The organism is Ramlibacter sp. (assembly GCF_035554825.1).
Classification (GTDB): domain Bacteria; phylum Pseudomonadota; class Gammaproteobacteria; order Burkholderiales; family Burkholderiaceae_C; genus Ramlibacter.
Genome location: NZ_DATMHS010000046.1, coordinates 1 through 22332 on the forward strand (window position 1 = coordinate 1; position 22332 = coordinate 22332).

Consider the following 22332-nt stretch of genomic DNA (forward strand, 5'->3'; position numbering starts at 1 on the left):
GAACACGCCCTGACGGTGGGCTATCGGGCCAGCCTAACTGAGATCGTGCAGATCATCGGTCGCGCGACTCGGGACGCGCCAGGAAAGACTCGCGCGCGGTTCACCAACCTGATTGCCGAGCCGGACGCATCTGCGGAAGTCGTGACGGAGGCCGTCAATGACACCTTGAAAGCCATCGCCGCGAGTCTACTGATGGAGCAGGTTCTTGCGCCTCGGTTTGAGTTCAAGCCGAAAAGCGCGGCGAGCGGGCCGGCAGAGGGGTTTGACTATGGGCCCGGCGGCTATGACCCGGCGAAGTCGAACGTCGGCATCAACCACGAATCCGGGTTAGTACAGATCGAGATCAAGGGACTTGCCGAGCCAAAGAGCAAGGAGGGCGCTCGCATATGCCAGGAGGACCTCAACGAGGTGATCGCCTCTTTCATTCAGGACAGAAGGACAATCGAGCGCGGTCTGTTCGACGAAGAGCTGGTCTCGGAGGAACTGACGCAGGTGCGGATGGGCAAGATCATTCGAGACAGATACCCAGAGCTAGAAGCGGAAGACCAGGAGGCCGTCCGCCAGCACGCCATCGCGGCCCTTAATTTGACTCAGCAGGCGAAACAGCGTGCGGCGGGCGGTGACTCGGGCGAGGCCGCCGCCAACACCGCGCTGATCGACGGTTTGCGCCGGTTTTCGATGGATGTGCGCGAGCTCGACATCGACCTCATTGATAGCATCAATCCCTTTGGGGAGGCGTACTCAATCCTCGCAAAGTCAATGAGCGAGGAAAACCTAAAGCAGGTAGCGGCGGCGATCTCTGCGAAGCGGAGCGGTCTTACCCCAGAGGAGGCCAAGGAATTGGCCGTTCGCGCTGTTCAGTTTAAGAGGGAGCGTGGCCGCGTACCCGCGCTCGATTCTCAGGACGCATGGGAACGACGCATGGCCGAAGGGGCGGCGGCCTTCATGCGCTTCAAGAAGGAGGGCCGATATGGGTGAGCCCGATATCGACCAGCTCGCCTCAGAGCTGACCGAGTTTGCCGCGCCAGAGAAGGCAGGCAGCCGGGCGCCTCGCGAGGAGCGCATCATTGCGGGGTTCGAGGACATTCAGCGGTTTTGCGAGAAGCACGGCTGCCCGCCGCTGCACGGACAGGACCGCGATATCTTTGAACGGCTGTACGCCGTGCGTCTTGATCGCCTTCGTGTTATCCCCGAATGCCGCGCATTGCTTGCGCCGCTGGATCACCAAGGATTGCTCGCTGGTGCTCCAAGCGGCCAGGCGTCTATTGAGCTAGACGAAATCGCCGCCGAGCTCGGCGGCGCGCCCGAGATCGACGACGTTACCGTTTTGCGCCACGTGCGCGCGAGCGGTGACAAGCGCGCTGCCGAAGAGATTGGGCAGCGGCAGCCCTGCGCCGACTTCGAGGCGTTCAAGCCCCTGTTCGAGCGAGTGCAGCGTGAGATCAAGGCCGGCATTCGCGAAACACACGCGCTGCACAAGCTAGACGAAATCAAGCTGACGGAAATTCAACAAGGCGAGTTCTTCATCCTTGGAGGCCAGTTGGCGTATGTCGCCGAAGTGGGCCAGGAGATCAGAACCAAGTACGAGCGCCGCGACAGTCGGCTTCGGGTGATCTACGACAACGGAACGGAAAGCGATGTTCTTCAACGCTCGTTTCAGCGGGCGCTCTACCGCGATGAAGCAGCGCGGCTCGTTACGAACCCTTCCGCCGGGCCGCTCTTTTCGGATGAGCTGTCTGACAGTGATCGAGAAAGCGGCACGATATACGTCCTTCGCAGCAAGTCCGAGTTGCCGGCAGTCGCGGCGCATCGAGACGTGCTTCATAAGGTTGGTGTGACGGGGCGCGACAACGTTGCCGCGCGATTCTCGAATGCCAAGAACGACCCGACCTTTCTGCTCGCGGACGTGGAGGTCGTTGCAACTTACGAGCTCTACAACATGAATCGCGTGAAGTTGGAGAACCTCATTCACCGCGTCTTCGACTCGGCGCGCATGGACATCGAAATCAAGGATCGCTTCGGGAAGCCCGTCGTCCCGCGCGAGTGGTTTCTCGTGCCGCTGTTCATTGTCGACGAGGTCGTCTCGCGCATTGCTGATGGTTCGATCACTGAATACGTATACGACCCAAAAGCCGTGAGGTTGGTCAAGGGTCCCGCGACCGGCCAACGCCACTGACCTGCCCCCGCCAGACTCACTCTGGCTCGGCTCTCATCAAAATGTTCTCTCCGCTCCCTCAACCCAGTCTTCCAAATCGCTCAAAATTTTCGCGGTAAGGGACGCCAGATTCCTGGATAGGCGGCAGTAGGTCATTTCATGCATCCCCCCCGGCCTACCCCCCCTCTCGTCGGCGACGCCTCCACTCCAACCGAGACGATCGCGCAGCTTGTGCGCGCGCCGGAACAGGCGATCGCGTTCCGTTTCGTGCTGGCTCGCGTAGCGCAGCCCTAGGCAAACTCGGCAGGCAAGGGCGTCGCCCACCACGTAGAGCGTCGTGCGGCGACACGAGCAGGCGAGGCACGCGAACCATCGGCGGCGACCACCAAAATGCGGCTCGGTTTCGTCGACGTGCACATGCCAGCGGAGCGGCCCGTAGCTGACCTCCGCCACGTCGGCCGCGTCGAACACGAGGCGCGGAGCGGCGGGCGAACCTGGCGCCTTCCGCGTCTGGTTGATTTGGACTTTTAGGAGGCTCTCGACGGCCGTTTTGCCGCCTCGCGGCCCGGTCCGACCCGAAAACACGCTGCCCATGTTCTTCCTTCTTTACGAAAACAACAGCAAGAAAGTCGCTCACTCGCCCCGGACAACCGGACACACCTAAAGGTGTGTGTCCGGCCTGTCCGCCTGGCAGGTTGTGCATCTGGCCGGACATCCGCCCGTTGTCCGGACATGTCACGCTGTCCGGGTCATCCGAAAAAGCAGGTTGGCGGCCACCATGGCCGGATCGTCTGCACCGATCCAGTAGATATTCGCCTTCTCTTGCAGCCGACCAAGACCGACGAGGTCCTTGCACGCGCGGCTAAATGCCTTGCGCTTTGTGTCGGTGTTCTCTGCCTCGTGGTGCTCGTAGAAGTGCGTGCGCCAGGTCTGCGGGTCCGTGAAAACGCGATCGTCGGCCTCGTCGCCATGTTCAGCGGCGGCTCGGCAGAACGTTTGTAGCGCCAGGAACTGGACCGGGGTCAGCTTGCTCTTGCCCGCTGCGGCTCCTTCCTCGCCGTCTGCCAGGTTAAGCACGGCGCTGCTGATCTCGCGTTCTTTCGCATCGAGCCAGCCGAGCGGCACGGTCCGCAGGACCATGTTGATAGGCTCGGCAAGCTCTGACTCTTTGGCTTTGCGCTGCACGAGCTTGCGCACGCCCTTGTGATCCTCAAGGTGAAAGACGGCATCCATCGCGGCCGGCAGGGCACTAGCGCCCCGTGCGCGATCCGCCTCCATGTGGCCAGTGTGATGGACGATGAGAACCGTGCAGCCCAGTTGGTGCCGGATGCGGTCGATGCGAGAGACGAAGATGCCGATATCCGCGTTGCTGTTTTCGTCGCCGGCGCCCATGTTGCGGGCCAGCGTGTCGACCACGATCAACGCGGGCGCACCATGGTCCTCGCACAGCGTGGCGATCGTCTGCTCCAGTGCGCTCGCACAGTCCGCATCCATCAAGGCGGCCGGCATACGGGACACGAATAGTGGGGCGTCAGCAAGTGACTGCCCCGTGCCGATGGACCATGCTTTCAGCCGGCGACTCAGGCCGGCATGGCCTTCGCCCGCGAGATAGAACACGGCTCCCTGCCTTGTGTCTCGGCCGGCCCAGGGATATCCGCACGCGATGCTCGCGGCCCAGGAAATGGCAACGAAGCTCTTTCCGGCGGCCGGCGCGCCGAACAGCATGGCGAGGGACGGGTGCTCGAAGAGCTCGTCGATCAGGTACTGGACCGGCGCGGGCTCGCGCACGAGGTCTGCGGCCGCAACGAACATGCCTCGTTCCATCGCCTGCGGCTGCGACCCGCCGGCTTCGAGCCGCGCAGGTGGCGCCGGCAGCCTAGCCGAGTTTGAGAGCGGATTGACCCACTCGTGCCGCGCCGCCTCCGCGAAGACGGCTTTGTAGCCCGTCTGCATGGGCTTGAAGCTGTCCCAGGTTCGCGCCGCATCAGCGGGGTCGTACTTTGCCGAGGTCTGCGACCACTCGACCCAAAGCCACCGGCCAACATTTCCGAGCCCTTTCTCGTACCGCTTGGTAGATGCTTGCGGAGCTTCGATGCCCCGTTTCGGCCTTCACGGCCGGCATTCTCAGTATTGCCACTACTCACCCCTATACGGCTTTGCTCGCCGTTGTTTGGAACGGAGTGGATGGTCCCGCGTTGGGGCTCCAGGCGCACCGGCAACTTGTGCCAGTCGTTGTCGTGGACTTTCAGGACTACCGTTTGAGGCGCCGCTCGATGGTCCTGGGATCGGCGTGGTGCCTCTCGCCGAGCACGGAGAGGGCTGCTTCCTTGTTCATGCCGTGTGCGCGAAGCTCCTTGAGCTCGAGATTGAGCAAGAGACGGTCGGCAGTGCCCGTCACCGGAGCAAACGTGCCGTGTTCCGCGAACTCCTCAAGCAGCAGCAAGAGCGGCTCCGGGTCATCCGCAGCGATGAACACGCGCTCGTCGGGTGCTGCCTCTGGGTTGATGCAGCATCGCCCATCAGGGCTTCTTGCTGCCTCGCGGTACAGCCTGATCATGTCGCGCGCGCGGTCGCGCTCCTCTGGCGATGCTCTTCTGCCGGTCTTCGTTGTCATTGGCGCAATGGGCCGAGGGGTGCTGGGTTGTCCGCTGTTGACGGCGGTTGCGACGCTCGGCGGAGCGTCAAATCCTATACGCGCACGCCCGCTTGACGCAGCGACGTGAAGCTTGCCGCCCGCGGAGCAGAGCATTTGCCACACTACTGCCACAGTGCTGCCACACCAAGGCGCGGATTGCGCGCCACGCGCAGCCAGTGCGGCCGCGTGGTGCCGACTTGCATGTCGCGCTAAGTCCTTGATAGGATTGGATTGTCTGAATTGACGAATGGGCAGCAGGGGTCAACCAGACAGAGGGCTCAGCGGTAGAGCACTGCCTTCACACGGCAGGGGTCACATGTTCGATCCATGTATCACCCACCAGACATCGAGCCCCTCGGCCTGCGGCCGCGGGGCTTTTCTCTTGGCGATGCGCTAGGACAACGAGCCGATCGCGTGCGTCAGCACCCAGCTGCCGTCCAGTTGCGTGATGGCGCTCACCCACACCACCGCGTGCTCGCAGCTGGCGCAGTGCTGGCACGAGAACTTCACCACCGCCCGGGCGCTGGCGGGGTCGACCAGGCCGTACTCGAAGTGCAGCCCCAGGCCGGCGAGGGCCGGGTTGGCATTGACGTAGGAGAAGATGTGCGGCGCGGACGGGGCGACTTCACGGAATTTGCGTTCGTCCGAAACATGGTCCATCGTCGCCCCAGCTGGTGAATGTGCGGCGGCAGACGTGCGGGTCTACGGCCGAGCATGCAGAACGCATATCTTGGCCGCGGGGCGGCATTCTGGCTGTTGATCTTGCGCAGACGGCGTGCGAAAAGCGCCGCACCCACCTGGCAGCGGGGCGGCGGCGGACGCTCCGAAGCTCGTTCGGCGCCGGGGCGGCGGCTCAGGACCGCCGCAAATCGTCGGTGCGCAGTTCGCCTTCGCGCACCCACAGGCCCGGGGCTTCGCAGTGCAGCACCTCGTCGCCGCTCAGCACGTAATCGCCGATGCGGAAGGTCACGCCGTTGAACCGGCAGTAGCCGCCCGGGCCCTCCGGCTCGATGTCTTCCTTCTCGTCGTCGTCGATGATCGGCGAGGTTTCCCGTTCGGGGTCGGGCGGACCCATCTGCTGGAGGTGGTCGACCATCTGCTTGCTCCCGGCTCGTGCACGATGACCCAAAGATAGGCGGCGGCACGCCGGCTTCCTTGACGGGGCGCAAGGGGCCCGGAGCCGCCGCGCCTATGTTTCGGTCGACAACCCCAGCAAGCGGCCGGCCCATGACCCTTTCCCTCCAGCAGGTCGTCTCGACCCTCGGCACGCGGGCAGGCAGTTCCTTCTGCGTCGTGCTGCCCGACGGTACGCGCCTGGCGGCCGGCACGGGAACGCCGGCGTTCACCCTGGTCTTCCACACCGAGCGGGCGCTCGCCAGCACGTTCTTGCGTGGCCACATGGGGCTGCTGGAAGCGTATTTCGACCAGGACGTCGACCTCGAGGGCGACCTGCGCGCCGCTCTGGCCGCCGGCATGCAGTCGGGCTTCGACGTGCAGTCCGCCGCCGTCAACAGCCTGGAGAACAGCCTGCTCGAGCGCCGCACCAGCAACCGGGACTGGACGCAGGCCAAGCTCAACGCCCGGACGCACTACGGACTGGGCGAACCGTTCTACCGGCTGTGGCTGGACGAGCCGCTGAAGATGTACACCTGCGCGTACTGGCGCGACGGCGTCACCACCCTGGAGCAGGCCCAGCGCGACAAGATCGACCTGGTCTGCGCCAAGCTGCGCCTGGCGCCCGGCGAGCGCTATGTCGACCTCGGTTGCGGCTTCGGCGGCTTCCTGTTCCGCGCCTGGGAAACGACGCGCGCGCTGGGTACCGGCGTCAACACCACGACCGAGCAGGTGCGGTGGCTCGAAGGCGAGATCCGGCGGCGCGGCCTGGAGGCCCGGCTGCAGGTGCGCGAGGCGGACTTCCGCGATGTCCAGGGCCAGTACGACAAGGTCGTGTCGATCGGGGTGCTGGAGCACGCCGGGCGCGACCAGCTCGCCGAGGTGATCAAGGCGCACGCGGACTTCCTCAGGGCCGGCGGAATGGGCCTGTTGCACTTCATCGGCCACGTCGGCCGCACCTGGACCGAGCCGTTCATCCGCAAGCACGTGTTCCCGGGCGGCTGGATTCCCGGCCTGGCCGACACCATCGTGGAGATGGAGCGCCAGGGGCTGGAGGTGATCGACGTGGAAAACCTGCGGCGGCATTACGCGCCGACGCTCGATGCGTGGGCGGAGCGCTTCACGCGGGCCTGGCCGGCGATCCACGCGCTCGACCCGGACCGGTTCGACGAGCGGTTCCGCCGCATCTGGATGTGCTACCTGGTGGGGTGCGCCGAGTTGTTCCGCTCGCCCACCGGGCAGACGCACCTGTTCCAGGTGGTGTTCAGCAAAGGCAACGTCACGTCGGCCAGCTACCCGATGACGCGGGACTTCGTCTATGCGCGATGAGGTCGGCGACCACCGCGCGCGCGTCGCCGAGGCGGCCGCGCAGTTGCGCGCGGCGCCGGACGGGCCGCTGGCGTTGGACAAGCGCACCTCGAACCTCTTTCGCGACCGGCAGCGGGGCCGGCGGCACCGGCTCGACCTCGGCGCGCTGAACCACGTGCTGGCGCAGGACCCTGCCGCCGGCTGGGTGGACGCCGAGGGCATGACGACCTACGAAGACCTGGTGGCGGCCACGCTGGCGTGCGGCACCATGCCGGCGGTGGTGCCGCAGCTCAAGACGATCACCATCGGCGGCGCCGCCGCCGGCGTCGGGATCGAGGCGACTTCGTTCCGGCACGGCCTGGTGCACGACACGCTGCGCGAGATCGAAGTGTTGCTGCCCGGCGGCGAGGTCGTCGTGTGTTCGCCCGACAACGACTACAGCGACCTGTTCTTCGGGTTCCCCAATTCCTACGGCACCCTCGGCTACGCCTTGCGGCTGCGCGCCGCGACCCTGCCGGTGCTGCCGGTGGTCCACCTGCGCCATCGACGCCTGGACACGGAGCGCTTCTTCGACGAACTGGCGGCGGCCTGCGCGAGCGATGCCGACTTCGTCGACGGCGTCGTGTTCGCCCGGGGCGAGCAGGTGCTGAGCACCGGGCATTTCGTGCCCGAAGGCCGCTGGCGCAGCGACTACACGTTCGAGAACATCTACTGGCGTTCGTTGCGCGTGCGCGAAGAGGACTTTCTCGCCACCGGCGACTACCTCTGGCGCTGGGACACCGACTGGTTCTGGTGTTCCCGCAACTTCGGCGCGCAGCAGCCGCTGCTGCGCCGGCTGCTGGGACGCGGGCGCCTGAACTCGCGGACCTACACCCGCTGGATGCGGTTCAACGCGCGCTGGCGGCTGGCGCAGCGCCTGGCGCGCTGGCGCGGCCGGTATCGCGAGAGCGTGATCCAGGACGTCGACATCCCATGGCGCCACGCCCCCGCCTTCCTCGACTTCCTGCACCGCGAGATCGGCATTCTCCCGGTGTGGATCTGCCCGGTGCGCGGCGAGCTGCCCGGCCGGTGCTTTCCGCTCTACCGCCTGGCCGCGGCGCCGCTGTACGTCAACTTCGGCTTCTGGGATGCCATCGAGACGCGGCGTCCTCTGGAGCCGGCGCACTTCAACCGGCTGATCGAACAGGAGGTGCTGCGGCGGGAGGGCATCAAATCCCTCTACTCGGACAGCTTCTTCACCCGCGAGGCGTTCGCGCAGTCGTACGGCATGGCCTCGTACGAGCGGCTCAAGCGCAAGTACGACCCGCAGCGGCGGGCGCCCGATCTCTACGACAAGTGCGTGCGACGGATCTGAACGAACACCGCACGATCGAAAGGAAACACCATGAAGCGCCGGGCGATGCTGGCCGGCACGGTCTCCGGCGCCGGAGCGCTGCAGTTGCTGGTGGAGGCGGCGGCGCAACCGCCGGCGCGGGAGCCGCCGTCGATCGCGCTGCCCGCCGTCGCGCAAGAGGCGGGCGCGTCGCTGCGATCCGCGCTGCTGCGCCGCCGGTCCGTGCGCGACTATGCGTCGCAACCGCTGCCGCTCGCCGCCGTGGCCCGGCTGTTGTGGGCGGCGCAGGGCATCACGGCCGGCGAGGGGCGCCGCACCGCGCCCTCCGCCGGCGCCCTCTATCCGCTGGAACTGCATCTCGTCGCGGCGCGAGTGAACGGGCTGGCGCCCGGCGCATACCGCTACGCCGCGCCGTCGCACAGCTTGCATCGGGTGACCGGCGAGTCCGTGCTGCCGGTTCTGGCGCAGGCCGCGTTTTCGCAACAGGCGGTGGCGAGTGCCGCGGCGGTGGTCGTCTTCGCCGCGGTCGAGGAACGAACCGCGCGCAAATACGGCGCCCGCTCTGGTCGTTATGTTTCCTTCGAGGCCGGCGCCGCGTCGCAGAACCTCGCTCTGGACGCGGCGGCGCAGGGCCTGGGCACCGTGGTGGTGGGCGCCTTCGACGACGACGCGGTGGCGCGCGCGCTGCGCCTGCCGCCCGGCGAACGGCCGCTCGCGCTGATGCCGGTCGGCATGCCGCGCTGAGCGGCGGCTATTCGAGGGCCGCGGTGCCGAACCTGGGATAGACGGGCCGTGTCCGCGCGGGCACCGACAGCACGGCGCGCTGTTCCTTTTCCCGGTCGATGCCGCGCCGCAGGGCGCGGGAGAGGGTCTCGAATTCCTGCGACAGCGCTTCGAGCAGATCGTCCGCCGAAATCAATCCGATCACGCCACCATCGTCATCGACCACCAGCAGGCGGCGCACGGCGCCTTCTTCCATCGCCGCGACTGCCTCGCGCAGGGTTGCATTGGCCGCCACGGCCTTCGGCGGGGTCTTGGCGAGGTGGCCGATGCGGATATCGGCTCTGGTCGGGCCGCGCCCCAGCGCCTCGAGCGCGAGATCGCGGTCCGTCACGAGGCCCACCACCTGCGGCGGGTCGTCGCCGGTGACGATCACCAGCGCGCCCACGTGCTCGTCGCACATCAGGGCGGCCGCGTCCTGGAGCGAAGCCTGGGCGTCGATGCCGACGACTTCACGGGTGCAGAGGCTGGTCAGGTCCATGGCTTTCTCCCTCGCGGAATGGCTGCCCGGCGGTGCGCACAGCCGACTGGAACGCATCATGCTCACTCTAGGCGGGGCCGGTGGCGCCGCCATGACCTGACGCAAGTCCGCTTCGCCCGCGCGGGCGGGCTGCTCGAGCACGCGCGCCAGGGCGGCCGCAGCGGCGATTGATCTGAGTCATGGCAGGGGCAGGGGGCCGACCTAGACTGATTCGTGTCATCGCATGCCGTGCGGCACCGTCGACTGCGGCAGGACGACGGGACTGGGCCCCGCCCTGGCGCGGCCCATTCACCGCGACATCACCTGTCGCGGTCGTCGCCCGACGTGCAGGCGGATCCGGCCTTCAGTGGCAAGCCCGGCGTGCGGTGACTCAGCCCTTGCGCTCGCGCGCCGAGCGCTCACCACCATTCGATCGTGCGGCTCGCGCGGCTCCAGTCGCATGGGTGCCTTGCCGTTGGGCCACGTGGATCATGGCGGCGGCACCAGGCCGTGGTGCTCGACCGTAGCGACTGCCGAGGAGGGTCAGGCGTCGACGTTCAGCAGTGCGCGCCGCACGCGGCTGGCGAAGCGTGCGAGGGAGCGCTGCCGGCGCAGGTCCGTGCTGGTGTGGATGACGTCGAGTTCCTGCGGCTTGCTGGCCAGTTCTTCCTGCAGGTAGCGCAGCACGCTGTCCGAGCCCGCGCCGCTGCGGTGCCCCGGCCGGGACTGATCCCACTCGTCGTTTGCTCTGGCTTCGCGCATGAAATCATGCTAGCCGTGCAAATGACACGCGTCCAACGGCGCAAGTGAAACAAAGGTGGCGGCCGCACAAACAATTGCATCTCCTCGCCGTCGCGCTCGCCCCAGGGACAAGCCCGAGTCCGGAGGTCGGTCACCCTCTGTGGATTGGCCCGCCGCCGCGAAGTCCCGCCTTCCTCTGCGCCCGGGCCCGACGCTTCGGGCTGCAACGGCTCGATACACACCTTGATGCAGCTGAACAGTACTGATACATTTTCGGCAGAGAAGAGGTTCCGATGTACCAGTTCGTCCGCACGTTCTTCGCCGCCGTTTCGACGGCGCTCCTCGTTTCCTGCGGCGGGGGGACCGCGCCGGCCAGCCAGTACGGCGACGGCCTGCAAGCCCCCGCTCCACAACGCGCCGGGCCGCTTCGGGTCGCCCGCATGGTCGATGCCACCGCGCTCATGGATTGGGCGGAACGCGCGTATCCAGGGTACTTTCCTTCGCACGAGGCCAATCAGACGTTGGGCCCGTATGTATTCCGTTCCTACGGCAACGGCGTCTACCTTGGACTTGACGGCCAGACGGTGGCCGTCAAGGGCCTGTTCGGGCCCGACATCGTCCCGGTGGGGACCATTGCCGACTTCGCCTGCCTTGTCTATCCCGAGAACTGCCCGGTGGTCTCCGGTGTCGCCGCCAAGGGGCTGTTGCAGGGCGCGACGGTCAGCGTCTACAACCTCAACGGCGATGGCTCCAAGGGCGGTCTCCTCGCCAGCGCCACCACGGCTGCCGACGGCCAGTTTTCCGTGCGGCTGCCATCGCAGCCGGCCGGGCCGGTGCTGATCGAGGCGGACGGCGGCTCGTACACCAGCGCGTACAACGGCGCCACCGTCGCCTCCAGCAGGAAGATGGCGGCCATGCTGGCGGCGGTTTCGGCGACGGGGGAGGCCGGCGTCTCCGTCAATCCCCTGTCCGACATGGCCGTGTCGCTCGCCCGGCTCTATCTGGCCCAAAACTACTCCGTCAGCGGTTCGATCGACACCGCCGAGAACTGGGTGGCCTGGCAATACGGCCTGCGCTCGCGGCCCAGCCGGATCATCCCCCGCTTCGACGTCGCGGCGACCACTGCCGACCCGGAAGGCGTGCAGCTCGCGCTCGTGATCGCCGCGCTCGACACGCTCGGCCATCGCCTGTTCCCGAACGACCCGGACGTCGTGTTCGCCGCCCTGTCCCTGGATTTCTACGACGGGACCTTCGACGGACGGATGGGAAGCCAGCAGATCACCGTGGCGGGGCAGGCGATGAACCCGGCCGCCGGCAGCACGGAGTTCATGAGGGCTTTCGGCGTCACCTTTTCCGGCACGGCGAGCGGACTGCGCCCTGGCTATCTCGACACGCATTTCGGCCGTGCGACCATCGTCGAGAACTACCAGGCGCGGATCCTTCCCGTGTACGTCGCGTCGCAAGTGCAGCAGCTGTACCCGGCTCGCTACACCTCGCCGTTGCCGCGCACGACGCGGCTCGACACCAGCGTCACCGGCTGCCCCGCCGGCGCTCCAGTCAGCGAGCAGAACGGCGTGCTGAGCTGCGGGTCCTTCTACTCCTGCGGCAGCGCGACCCTGGTGATCGTCAACGGGCGGGAAAGCTGCTCCGACGGGTCGATCGCCGTGTTCCACAGCGCCACGATCGCGCCGTACACGGCGCAGAGCATCGCCCCCTACACGGCCCAGACCATCGACACCTACCAGGCGCAGACCGCGATCGCGGTCCCGGCCGCGGGCACGCCGGCGATCTTCCGCGCGACCGCGGTGCACCTGCTGACCGCCGCGGAGCTGGCGGCCATGGCTGCGGCCGACGAGGCCTACGGGGCCGCGTATGCCGCCAAGTTCTCGTCGATCGGCATCCCGAATGCGGCGCAACTGGATTGGATGCAGCGCATCAACGACGCGGTGATCGCGGCCGTGCGCTGGTAGGCGCCCGCTCGGGGCCACACCGCTGAGCAGGTGCCTTGCCGGCCGTCGGGGCCGGCGGGGTGAACCCCACTTCCCAGCGCGCGGGTTCGCGCGGATCATGTCGCCATGGGCCGGCGCAACGCGACCGCCGGCCGCGAGGAGACGACATCGTGACCCACTTCCCGTTCCGGGACGAGCAGGCCCTGGTCCCGCCGCGCGTCGAGACCCAGACGCGGCCCGATGGCAGCTTCGTGCTGCGCAACCCGCTGCCGCTGCAGCCGTTCGCGCGCTGCATCGGCGAATGGCTGGAGCACTGGGCCGCCACCACCCCCGATGCCCTGTTCCTCGCCGAGCGCGACGGCGAAGGCCGCTGGCGCACGGTCAGCTACCGGCAGGCGCGGGAGCGGGTCGGCCGCATCGCGCAGGGCTTGCTGGACGCGCGCTTCGACCCGGGCCGGCCGGTCGTCATCCTGTCGGACAACTCGATCGAAGCCGCCTTGCTGGGCCTGGCCGCGATGCACCTGGGGCGTCCCTCCTGCATGGTGTCGAGCGCCTACTGCCGGCAGACGAAGAACTACTCGAAGATCTCCGGCATCCTCGACATGCTGTCTCCCGCGCTGGTCTATGCGTCCGATGCGCGCGTCTACGGGCCGGCCGTCCGGGCCTGGGGCGACAAGGCGCCGGTGCTGTTCGGCGCCAACGCGGCCGAGCACCCCGGCGCCGCGGCGTTCGCCGCGCTGGAGGCGGCCGTCGAGTCGCCCGCCGTGATGCGGGCTTTCGCGGCGATCCGGCCCGAAAGCCATGCCAAGTACCTGCTGACCAGCGGCTCGACCGGCTTCCCGAAGGTGGTGATCAACACCCACCGCATGCTCTGCGCCAACCAGCAGCAGATCGCGCAGGTGTGGCCGTTCCTCACGCGGCATCCGCTGGTGCTGGTGGACTGGCTGCCCTGGAGCCACACGTTCGGCGCCAACCACAACTTCAACATGGTGCTGTCGCACGGCGGCACCATGTACATCGACGAAGGGCGGCCGGCGCCCGGCCTGATCGAGCACAGCGTGCGCAACCTGCGCGAGGTCAAGCCCAATTTCTATTTCAACGTGCCGCGGGGCTTCGACATGCTGCTGCCCTTCCTGGAGCAGGACGAGGCCGCGGCCCGCGACGTGTTCCAGAACCTCGAGGGCATCTTCTACGCCGCCGCGGCCCTGCCGCAAAGCCTGTGGCAGCGGCTGGAGGCGGTGGCGCGCCGGGTCCGCGAGCGGCCGGTGTGGTTCACGTCGGCCTGGGGCGCCACCGAGACCTCGCCGGGCATGACGGCCGTGCACTGGCGCATCGAGCAGGCCGGCTGCCTCGGGTTGCCGCTGCCGGGCGGCGAACTCAAGTTCACGCCCAACGGCAGCAAGCTCGAAATGCGGGTGCGCGGGCCCAACATCTTCCCCGGCTACCTGGGTCGCGACGACCTGACGGCCGCCGCCTTCGACCAGGAAGGCTTCTACCTGATCGGCGATGCCGGCACGCTGGTCGACCCGGCCGATCCGGCCAAGGGCGTCGCCTTCGACGGCCGGGTGGCCGAGGACTTCAAGCTGTCCACCGGCACCTGGGTCAGCGTCGGCACGCTGCGGCCGCGCATCGTCACGGCCATGGCGCCGCACGTCGCCGACGTCGTGATCACCGGCCATGACCGCGATGAGGTCGGGCTGCTGGTGTTCCCGACGCCGCAGGGCCGGGGCCTGCCCGAAGCGCAGTTGCAGGCCCATCTGCTGGCCGCCATGCGCCGCCTGGCCGAGGACGGCGGCGGCAGCTCGCAATACCCGGTGCGCGCGCTGGTGCAGGCCGAGCCGCCCAGCGCCGATGCCGGCGAGATCACCGACAAGGGCTACATCAACCAGCGCGCGGTGCTGGAGCATCGCGCGGGCGACGTCGCCGCACTGTACGAACCCGGCGCGGCGCGGGTCCTCAGGATCTGACCACCGCCCGGGCCGCACCGATTCCATCGGAGTCCTCACCATGCAATTCGACAATGCCTTCATCCCCGCACGGCTGCTGTGGTCCTCGCCGTTCATCCGCTGGCAAGGCGGCACCGCCGACCTGTCCAGCCTCGACCTGGCCGTGCAGGTCACCCGGGACGCCCTGCAGGGACGCGGCTTCGACGCGAACGAAGCCACCCAGCTGGTGTACGGCACCACCGTGCCGCAGATCGGCAGCTTCTTCGCGGCGCCGCTGGTCGCCGCCCGGCTGGGCCTCGCCGGCATCGGCGGGCCGACGATCTCGCAGGCCTGCGCGACCTCCGTGGCCTGCATCGCGCAGGGCGCGGCGGCCTGCCAGCTCTCCGGCGGCGACGCGCAGCTGGTGGTCACCGCCGACCGCGTCAGCAACGGCCCGCTGATGATCTATCCGCGCTCCAACGGGATGGGCGGCAGCCCCGCCACCGAGCACTGGGTGCTGGACAATTTCGCCGCCGACCCCTGGACCGGCGAATCCATGCTGGCCACGGCCGAGGCAACGGCGCGCGACGGCGCCTTCACGCGCGAGCAGTGCGACGAGCTGGCCTTGCTGCGCTACCGGCAGTACGAACAGGCGCTGGCCGACGACCGCCGCATCCAGCGGCAGTACTTCCAGCCGATCGTGGTGCAGCAGCGCAAGAAGGCCGTCGTGCTCGAGGCCGACGAGGGCATCGGTCCGTACAGCCGCGAAGGGCTCGCGGCACTGAAGGTGGCCGTCCCCGGCGGCGTCACCACGCCCGGGACCCAGACCCATCCGGCCGACGGCGCCGCGGGCCTGGTGGTGATGGGACGCGAGCGGGCGGCGGCGGCCGCGAGGGGCGAGGGCGTGGTGCGGCTCCTGGCCGCCGGCTTCGCCCGGGCCGAGAAGGGCCGCATGCCCAAGGCGCCGGCGCTCGCCGCGCAGCGCGCGCTGGCCAGCGCCGGGGCGAAGGTACGGGAGCTGAAGGCGGTCACCACGCACAACCCGTTCGCCGTGAACGACCTGTGGTTCAGCCGGGCGATGGGCTACCCGCTGGAGCAGATGAATCCCTATGGCTGCAGCCTGATCTACGGCCACCCGCAGGGGCCGACCGGCATGCGCGGCGTGGTCGAGCTGGTGCACGCCCTGCGGGCGCAAGGCGGCGGACTCGGACTGTTCACCGGCTGCGCCGCCGGCGACATGGGGGCCGCGCTCGTGCTGTCGGTGGCGTAGCGCCGCGGGCTATTGCGTGGCCGTCTTCCTGACGCCGCGCTTCACGACCCGCTGCTGGGCGGTGCCGGCGTCGAGCCAGTCCGGCTGGAACGGCGGCGCCGCGTGCACGGTCGGCTTGGCCTGCAGCGACTGCCAGTACGCCACCTCGCGGGGGTTGGCGTCCCAATAGCGGCCGTACAGCGTCGGCCCGAACTGGTGCATGAAGAGCGCGATGCGCGCCGCATCGGCGTCGCCGTCGTTGGCCAGCGCGAAGAAGCGGCCGAAGGCGTCGGCGAGGTGGCCGGCGCGGTACTGCTGCACGGCTTCGTTGAACGCCCTGGTGCCGGCCTCGGCCGGCGCGGCGGCAAGGAGGCACGCGGCCGCCAGCGCGGCGCCGATCGCCCCGATCAGGGGGCGCGAAACGAGACCGGTTGGGAAGGAATGCTGGGTGGCCATGGCTGCTGTCTTGCTCGGATCACTACCTCTCCAGCATGTCAGCCGGTGGCCGCAGCGCGTTGACCTGGATCACGAGCGGCCACCGCGGCGCCGCGGGGTCGCGGCGGTAGACTGCCGGCATGAACCTCGAGGCCGCCGCTATCCCTCACCAGCACACCCCACAACCGAACGAAGACATGCCGCAGGCGACGCGGCTGGACGACGTCCGCATCCGGCAGGTGCGCCCGCTGATCTCGCCCGCCCTGCTGCAGGACGACTATCCCGCGGACGACGTGGTGCAGGCGTTTGTCGAAGCCAGCCGCGGGCAGGTCGCGCGGATCGTGCACGGCGCCGATCCGCGCCTGCTGGTGGTGGTCGGGCCCTGCTCGATCCACGACAGCGAGCAGGCGCTGGAATATGCGCGCCGGCTGCAGGCGCTCGCGCCGCAGCTCGACCAGGACCTGCTGCTGGTGATGCGCGCCTATTTCGAAAAACCGCGCACCACGGTCGGCTGGAAGGGCTTCATCAACGACCCGCACCTGGACGGCAGCTTCCGCATGAACGAGGGGTTGCGCCGCGCCCGCGCGCTGCTGCTGGACATCACGCGCATGGGGCTGCCGGTGGGCACCGAGTTCCTGGACCTGCTGAGCCCGCAGTACGTGGCCGACCTGGTGAGCTGGGGGGCGATCGGCGCGCGCACCACCGAGAGCCCGAGCCACCGCCAGCTGGCCTCCGGGCTGAGCTGCCCGGTCGGCTTCAAGAACGGGACCGGCGGCGGGGTGCAGATGGCGGCCGACGCGCTGGTGGCCTGCCGCTCGCCGCACGCGTTCATGGGCATGACGAAGATGGGGCAGGCCGCCATCTTCGAGACCGCCGGCAACGGCGACTGCCACATCATCCTGCGCGGCGGCTCGCGCGGCCCCAACTACCATGCGGCGGACATCGATGCGGCGGCCGCGGTCCTGCACAAGGCGGGCGTCTGCGAGCGCGTCATGGTCGACTGCTCGCACGCGAACGCCGCCAAGAACTACCTGCGCCAGATCGAGGTCGCCCACGACCTGGCCGGCCAGATCGCCGGCGGCGAACAGCGCATCCTGGGCCTGATGATCGAGAGCCATCTCCATGCGGGCAAGCAGGAGCTCAAGACCGGTGCGCCGTTGCAGTACGGCGTCTCCATCACCGACGGCTGCATCGGATGGGAGCAGACCGAAGCCGTGCTGCGCGAGCTGGCGCAGGCGTCGCGGCAGCGGCGGGAGCGCAGCGTGGCCTGAGCGCTGCCGCGGGCGGCGGGCGGCTCAGTGCGCCGCCGCCGTGACCCGGATGCCGCGGATCTGGCCGGCTTCGCGCGACGCGGCCGGCCGCTCGCAGGTGGCCGGATCGAAGCGGTGCAGCAGTTCGGCTTCGCGCGCGCGGGTCAGCGCGACATTGGCGGCCTTCACGTGGCCGAAGCCGCGCATCTGCAGCGGCAGGGCCGCGATCTCGCAGGCGATCGGCAGGCGGTCGCGGGTGAGCGCGGGCAGCAGCGCCTCGATGCGCTCGCGGTACTGGACGATCAGCGCGCGTTCCATCCGGCGCTCGTCGGTGCGGCCGAACACGTCGAGCACCGTGCCGCGCAGCCGGCGTCCCTGCGCCAGCAGCCTCATCGCCGGCAGCAGCCAGCCGCCCAGGCGGATCTTGCGCGGCGGCTTGCCGCCGCGGGCGCGGCGCAGCGCCGGCGGCGCCATGAAGAACTCCAGCCGGATGTCGCCGTCGAACTGCTCGCGCAGCGCGCGCGTGAATCCGCCGTCGGTGTACAGCCGCGCGACCTCGTATTCGTCCTTGAAGGCCATCAGCTTGAGCAGGCTGCGGGCGACGGCGCTGGTGAAGGGCAGGGCGGGATCGGCGGCCAGCGCCTGCTCGTGCCGCCGCACGGTGGCGACGAATTCGGTGAAGCGATCGGCGTAGGCCGCGCTCTGGTAGGCGGTCAGATGGTCGACCGCGCGGACGATGAGGGCGTCGAGCGTTTCGGGGGCCGCCGGTTCGGCGGCCGTGCCGCGCCGCAGGGCCGCGATCGCAGCGGGGTCGCCGACGGCCAGGCGGCCCAGCGACAGCGCCAGCTTGTTGTTCTCCACGGCCACGTCGTTCAGCTCGATCGCCCGCATCAGCGCCTGCAGGCTCACCGGCACCAGCGCGCGCTGCCAGGCGGCGCCCAGCGCGACGATGTTGGAGTAGATCGAATCGCCCAGGAAGGTTTCGGCCAGCGCCTGCGCATCGAGCGTCTCCACGCGCCCGTCGCCCGTCGCGAAGCGCAGCTTCTCCAGCAGCTGCGGCAGCTTGAGGCTCGCGTCGGGATGGCGCAGGCTTTCGGCGACCGGCACCTCGTGCACGTTGGCGAGGATGCGCGTGCGCCCGTGCCGCACCGTCGCCAGGGCATCGGGCGAGGCCGCGACCACGACATCGCAGGCCAGGACGGCGTCGGCCTGCTGCGTGTCGATCCGCACTTGGTTGAGCCGGGCCGGAATGTCGGCCATGCGCACGAAGCTCAGGACCGAGCCGCCCTTCTGCGCGAAGCCCATGAAGTCGAGCACGCTGGCGCTCTTGCCCTCCAGGTGGGCCGCCATGGCGACCAGCGCGCCCACGGTCACCACGCCGGTGCCGCCGACGCCGGTGACCAGCAGGTCGTAGGGGGCGTTCCAGGCGTGCGGCGGCGGCGCCGGCAGCGCATCCACCTGCGACAGGAAGACTTTGGTGCCGCTCGCCAGCGCGCCGGCCCGCCGGCGCGGTTGCGCGCCCAGCACGCCCACGAAGCTGGGGCAGAAGCCCTTGGCGCAGGAATAGTCCTTGTTGCAGCTGCTCTGGTCGATCTTGCGCTTTCGGCCCAGGGGCGTTTCCAGCGGCACCACCGCCACGCAGTTGCTCTGCACCGAGCAGTCGCCGCAGCCTTCGCACACCCGGTCGTTGATGAAGAGGCGCCGGGCCGGATCGACCAGCTCGCCCTTCTTGCGGCGGCGGCGCTTCTCGGCGGCGCAGGTCTGCTCGTAGATCAGCACCGTGACGCCGGGCACCTCGCGCAGCCGCCGCTGGACGTCGTCGAGCGCCTCGCGGTCGTGGAATTGCGTGCCAGCCGGAAAGCGGTCGCGGACGCGGTCGTACTTCGCGATGTCGTCGGAGACCACCACCACCTGCTTCACGCCCTCGGCTTCCACCTGGCGCGCGATGCCGTCGACGCTGATGATGCCGTCCACCGGCTGGCCGCCCGTCATCGCCACGGCGTCGTTGAACAGGATCTTGTAGGTCAGCGTCGCCTTCGCGGCGACCGCCTGCCGGATCGCCAGGTACCCCGAGTGGTAGTAGGTGCCGTCGCCCAGATTCTGGAAGACGTGCGGCACCGTGGTGAACATCGCGTGCGACACCCAGTCGACGCCTTCGCCGCCCATCTGGATCAGGCCCTCGGTGGCGCGGTCCATCCAGCTGGCCATGAAGTGGCAGCCGATGCCGGCCTGCGCACGCGAGCCTTCCGGCACGCGCGTCGACGTGTTGTGCGGGCAGCCGGCGCAGAAGTAGGGCAGGCGCTTGACGCTGTCGGACTCGTTCGACAGCAGCTCGGGCAGCGTGAAGTCGCGCACCAGGTGGCGGCGGTCGAGGTCGCCGAAGTGGCCCGCCAGCCAGTTCGCGACCCCCTCGATCAGCCGCGACGGCCGCAACTCGCCGACCGCCGGCACCAGTGGCCGGCCGTGGCGATCGTGCTTGCCGACGATCGCCGGTCGCTGCGCCGCGTTGTAGAACATCGAGCGCAGCTGCTCCTCCACGACCGGGCCTTTTTCCTCGACCACCAGCACTTCGCGCAGGCCGCGCACGAATTCCGTCATGCGGGTCGGCTCGATCGGGAACGTGAGGCCCAGCTTGTAGATCCGCACGCCGTGCGCGGCGAGCTCGGCCGGCGGGATGGCCAGGCGCCGCAGCACCTCCATCAGGTCGTCGTGCGCCTTGCCCGCCGTGACGATGCCGACGGTGGCCCGCGCGCTGCCGACGATGTGCCGGTCGATGCTGTTGACGCGGGCAAAGGCGCGCACCGCGTCCAGCTTGGCGTGCAGCCGCTGCTCGATGGTGAGCGAGGGCAGGTCGGGCCAGCGGTAGTGCAGGCCGCCGGCCGGCGGCGCGTAGCCGGTCGCCCGGCGCACGGTGTCCGCGTCCTGCCAGGCGGCAACGCGCGCATTCACCAGATCGAGGTCGACGGTGGAGGCGCTCTCCACCACCTCCGACAGCGCCGTGAAGCCGACCCAGTTGCCCGAGAAGCGCGACAGGGCCCAGCCGTACAGGCCGAATTCGAGGTACTCCGCGACGTTGCCGGGCGCCACCACCGGCGCGTGCCACGCCCGGAAGGCCTGGTCGCTCTGGTGCGGCATCGAGGACGAGACGCAGCCGTGGTCGTCGCCGGCGACCATCAGCACGCCGCCATGCGGCGAGGCGCCGTACGCGTTGCCGTGCTTGAGCGCATCGCCGGCCCGGTCGACGCCGGGACCCTTGCCGTACCACATCGCGAACACGCCGGCGCAGGTGCGGTCGGGGTCCGCCTCGACGCGCTGGGTGCCCAGCACCGCGGTCGCGGCCAACTCCTCGTTGATCGCCGGCAGGAAGCGGATGCCGTTCGCCGGCAGGCGGTCGCCCGCTTTCCACAGCGCCTGGTCCACCATGCCGAGCGGCGAGCCCCGGTAGCCGCTGACGAAGCCCCGGCTGTCCAGGCCGGCGGCGGCATCGCGCTGGCGCTGCATCAGCAGCAGCCGGACCAGGGCCTGGGTCCCGGTCAGGAAGATCGCACCGCCGGTCGCGTCCAGGCTGTCGCGCAGGCGGTAGTCCGGGCGCAGCACCGGGGAGGGTGAAGCAATGGTTGTCTCGGCCATGTCACTGCTTTCTGCAGTTGTCTTTGCGGAGCGTCAAGATTACGCAGCGGGCGGCGGAATGAGATTCTTTTTTGCTCGATCGACCGGTCTGTTGGAGAATCTCATTCTTCGATTTCGTCGGAGAAGGAAATGAACCAACTCGACCGCTATGACCGCCTGCTGCTGGCGCAGCTGCAGCGCGATTCGCGCCAGACGGTGCAGCAGCTGGCGACCGCGGTCGGCCTGTCCAGCACGCCGTGCTGGAAGCGGGTCAAGGAACTGGAGGCCAGCGGCGTCATCCGCGGCTACACGGCCCTCGTGGACCGGGAGAAGGTCGGGCTGGCGCTGTGCGTGCTGGCGGAGCTCAATCTCACGCGCCACCACGAGGACGACGTCCGGCGCTTCGAGGCGGCCGTTGCCGACTGCCCGCAGATCGTCAGCTGCTACGCCACGACCGGCCAGGCCGACTACGTGATCAAGGTGCTGGTGCCCGACATCAAGGGCTACGAAGCCTTCCTGCACGAAACGGCATTCAAGCTGCCGGGCGTGACCCATGTGCGCTCGAGCGTGGTGCTCAAGGAAGTGAAGGCGCAGTCCGGCTTGCCCTTCGAGGCGGCGGTCCCGGCGCCGGCGCCGGCACCCAAGCGGCGCTGAAGGCGCCGGCCGTTGCCGGCGCCCGAGCTGATCGGTCTTCCTGGCGTTCGAGTTTGATCTGCATCAAACTTTCTCGTATGCTATCGCCAACCGAACGGTCGGTCGAAGTGACCGCCGCCTGGCCCTACAGGGAGACGAGCGATGTACACGCAGGCCATGGACACCATGGGCAAGGACGCCGCCGCGCGCAAGCCGGTGCGGTCGGCCGAGGAAGCCCGGCTCGAGGAAGGGTTCGAGGCCCGGATCGCCGACGGCGATTTCGTGGAGCCCAAGGACTGGATGCCGGAGCACTACCGCAGGACGCTGGTGCGCCAGATCAGCCAGCACGCGCACTCCGAATACGTCGGCATGCTGCCGGAGGGCAACTGGATCAGCCGCGCGCCGACGCTCAAGCGCAAGGCGATCCTGCTGGCCAAGGTCCAGGACGAGGGCGGCCATGGCCTGTACCTCTATTCCGCCGCCGAGACGCTGGGCACCTCGCGCGACCAGATGCTCGATGCGCTGCACGCGGGCAAGGCCAAGTACAGCTCGATCTTCAACTACCCCACGCTGACCTGGGCCGACGTGGGCACGATCGGCTGGCTGGTCGACGGCGCCGCGATCATGAACCAGGTGCCGATCTGCCGCTGCTCGTACGCGCCTTATGCGCGCGCCATGATCCGCATCTGCCGCGAGGAGTCCTTCCATCAGCGCCAGGGCTATGAAGCGCTGCTCACCATGATGACCAAGGGCACCG

19 protein-coding genes and 1 pseudogene are annotated in these 22332 nt (G+C 68.8%); 11 read left to right on the forward strand and 9 right to left on the reverse strand.

All coding sequences use genetic code 11. From position 1 onward, the window contains the following. Positions 1-978, forward strand: a pseudogene (locus VNT59_RS05100) (DEAD/DEAH box helicase); the annotation flags it as partial. After that, positions 971-2176, forward strand: a complete 1206-nt coding sequence (locus VNT59_RS05105; RefSeq protein WP_325497239.1) for a GIY-YIG nuclease family protein — start codon at positions 971-973, stop codon at positions 2174-2176. The pseudogene VNT59_RS05100 and the gene VNT59_RS05105, both read left to right, overlap by 8 nt. A gap of 36 nt (positions 2177-2212) precedes the next feature. On the opposite strand, the gene VNT59_RS05110 is transcribed toward VNT59_RS05105, so the two are convergent. The 5 genes from VNT59_RS05110 to VNT59_RS05130 form a co-directional block, all read right to left on the reverse strand. After that, entirely contained in the window at positions 2213-2749 is a 537-nt protein-coding gene (locus VNT59_RS05110; RefSeq protein ID WP_325497240.1) for a hypothetical protein, read from the reverse strand. Between the two features lie 141 nt (positions 2750-2890). Then, positions 2891-4249, reverse strand: coding sequence for an AAA family ATPase (locus VNT59_RS05115; RefSeq protein WP_325497255.1), 1359 nt, complete (start codon positions 4247-4249; stop codon positions 2891-2893). A 157-nt stretch (positions 4250-4406) separates the two neighbouring features. Next, complete coding sequence (locus VNT59_RS05120) at positions 4407-4769, reverse strand: hypothetical protein (protein ID WP_325497241.1); 363 nt, start codon at positions 4767-4769, stop codon at positions 4407-4409. 414 nt (positions 4770-5183) lie between these two features. After that, positions 5184-5450 (reverse strand): hypothetical protein, encoded by a 267-nt coding sequence (locus VNT59_RS05125; protein WP_325497242.1) that lies wholly within the window; start codon positions 5448-5450, stop codon positions 5184-5186. A gap of 193 nt (positions 5451-5643) precedes the next feature. Beyond that, the gene (locus VNT59_RS05130; RefSeq protein WP_325497243.1) at positions 5644-5886 is read right to left on the reverse strand and encodes a hypothetical protein; all 243 of its coding nucleotides are present in this window, start codon (positions 5884-5886) and stop codon (positions 5644-5646) included. Between the two features lie 131 nt (positions 5887-6017). Between VNT59_RS05130 and VNT59_RS05135 the strand changes: the two genes are divergently transcribed. The 3 genes from VNT59_RS05135 to VNT59_RS05145 are packed head-to-tail and all read left to right on the forward strand — an operon-like array spanning position 6018 to position 9288. Further along, positions 6018-7232, forward strand: a complete 1215-nt coding sequence (locus VNT59_RS05135) for a cyclopropane-fatty-acyl-phospholipid synthase family protein (RefSeq protein WP_325497244.1) — start codon at positions 6018-6020, stop codon at positions 7230-7232. Continuing rightward, on the forward strand, positions 7222-8565 hold the full coding sequence (locus tag VNT59_RS05140; RefSeq protein WP_325497245.1) for an FAD-binding oxidoreductase: 1344 nt from the start codon (positions 7222-7224) through the stop codon (positions 8563-8565). The genes VNT59_RS05135 and VNT59_RS05140 overlap by 11 nt, the downstream gene beginning before the upstream one ends. A gap of 45 nt (positions 8566-8610) precedes the next feature. Continuing rightward, on the forward strand, positions 8611-9288 hold the full coding sequence (locus tag VNT59_RS05145) for a SagB/ThcOx family dehydrogenase (protein WP_325497246.1): 678 nt from the start codon (positions 8611-8613) through the stop codon (positions 9286-9288). A gap of 7 nt (positions 9289-9295) precedes the next feature. On the opposite strand, the gene VNT59_RS05150 is transcribed toward VNT59_RS05145, so the two are convergent. Together VNT59_RS05150 and VNT59_RS05155 are read right to left on the reverse strand one after the other, a co-directional pair. Then, the gene (locus VNT59_RS05150) at positions 9296-9805 is read right to left on the reverse strand and encodes a CBS domain-containing protein (protein ID WP_325497247.1); all 510 of its coding nucleotides are present in this window, start codon (positions 9803-9805) and stop codon (positions 9296-9298) included. Positions 9806-10327: 522 nt separating this feature from the next. Further along, entirely contained in the window at positions 10328-10546 is a 219-nt protein-coding gene (locus VNT59_RS05155; protein WP_325497248.1) for a hypothetical protein, read from the reverse strand. Between the two features lie 272 nt (positions 10547-10818). Between VNT59_RS05155 and VNT59_RS05160 the strand changes: the two genes are divergently transcribed. From VNT59_RS05160 to VNT59_RS05170, 3 genes are all read left to right on the forward strand, one after another. Then, a complete protein-coding gene (locus VNT59_RS05160) occupies positions 10819-12495 on the forward strand; it encodes a hypothetical protein (protein WP_325497249.1) in 1677 nt (558 codons plus the stop codon). Between the two features lie 149 nt (positions 12496-12644). Further along, on the forward strand, positions 12645-14441 hold the full coding sequence (locus tag VNT59_RS05165; RefSeq protein WP_414708343.1) for a feruloyl-CoA synthase: 1797 nt from the start codon (positions 12645-12647) through the stop codon (positions 14439-14441). Between the two features lie 40 nt (positions 14442-14481). Next, a complete protein-coding gene (locus tag VNT59_RS05170; protein ID WP_325497250.1) occupies positions 14482-15669 on the forward strand; it encodes a thiolase family protein in 1188 nt (395 codons plus the stop codon). 9 nt (positions 15670-15678) lie between these two features. Here VNT59_RS05170 and VNT59_RS05175 read toward each other — a convergent pair whose 3' ends face one another. After that, a complete protein-coding gene (locus VNT59_RS05175; RefSeq protein ID WP_325497251.1) occupies positions 15679-16104 on the reverse strand; it encodes a hypothetical protein in 426 nt (141 codons plus the stop codon). A gap of 176 nt (positions 16105-16280) precedes the next feature. On the opposite strand from VNT59_RS05175, the gene VNT59_RS05180 reads away from it, so the two are divergent. Next, a complete protein-coding gene (locus tag VNT59_RS05180; protein WP_325497257.1) occupies positions 16281-17354 on the forward strand; it encodes a 3-deoxy-7-phosphoheptulonate synthase in 1074 nt (357 codons plus the stop codon). 24 nt (positions 17355-17378) lie between these two features. On the opposite strand, the gene VNT59_RS05185 is transcribed toward VNT59_RS05180, so the two are convergent. After that, positions 17379-20963 (reverse strand): indolepyruvate ferredoxin oxidoreductase family protein, encoded by a 3585-nt coding sequence (locus tag VNT59_RS05185; RefSeq protein ID WP_325497252.1) that lies wholly within the window; start codon positions 20961-20963, stop codon positions 17379-17381. Positions 20964-21092: 129 nt separating this feature from the next. Here VNT59_RS05185 and VNT59_RS05190 point away from each other — a divergent pair, with 129 nt between their 5' ends. Further along, a complete protein-coding gene (locus VNT59_RS05190; protein WP_325497253.1) occupies positions 21093-21596 on the forward strand; it encodes an Lrp/AsnC family transcriptional regulator in 504 nt (167 codons plus the stop codon). Positions 21597-21737: 141 nt separating this feature from the next. Next, a partial coding sequence (paaA, locus tag VNT59_RS05195) for a 1,2-phenylacetyl-CoA epoxidase subunit PaaA (protein WP_325497254.1) occupies positions 21738-22332 on the forward strand: 595 nt, incomplete at its 3' end.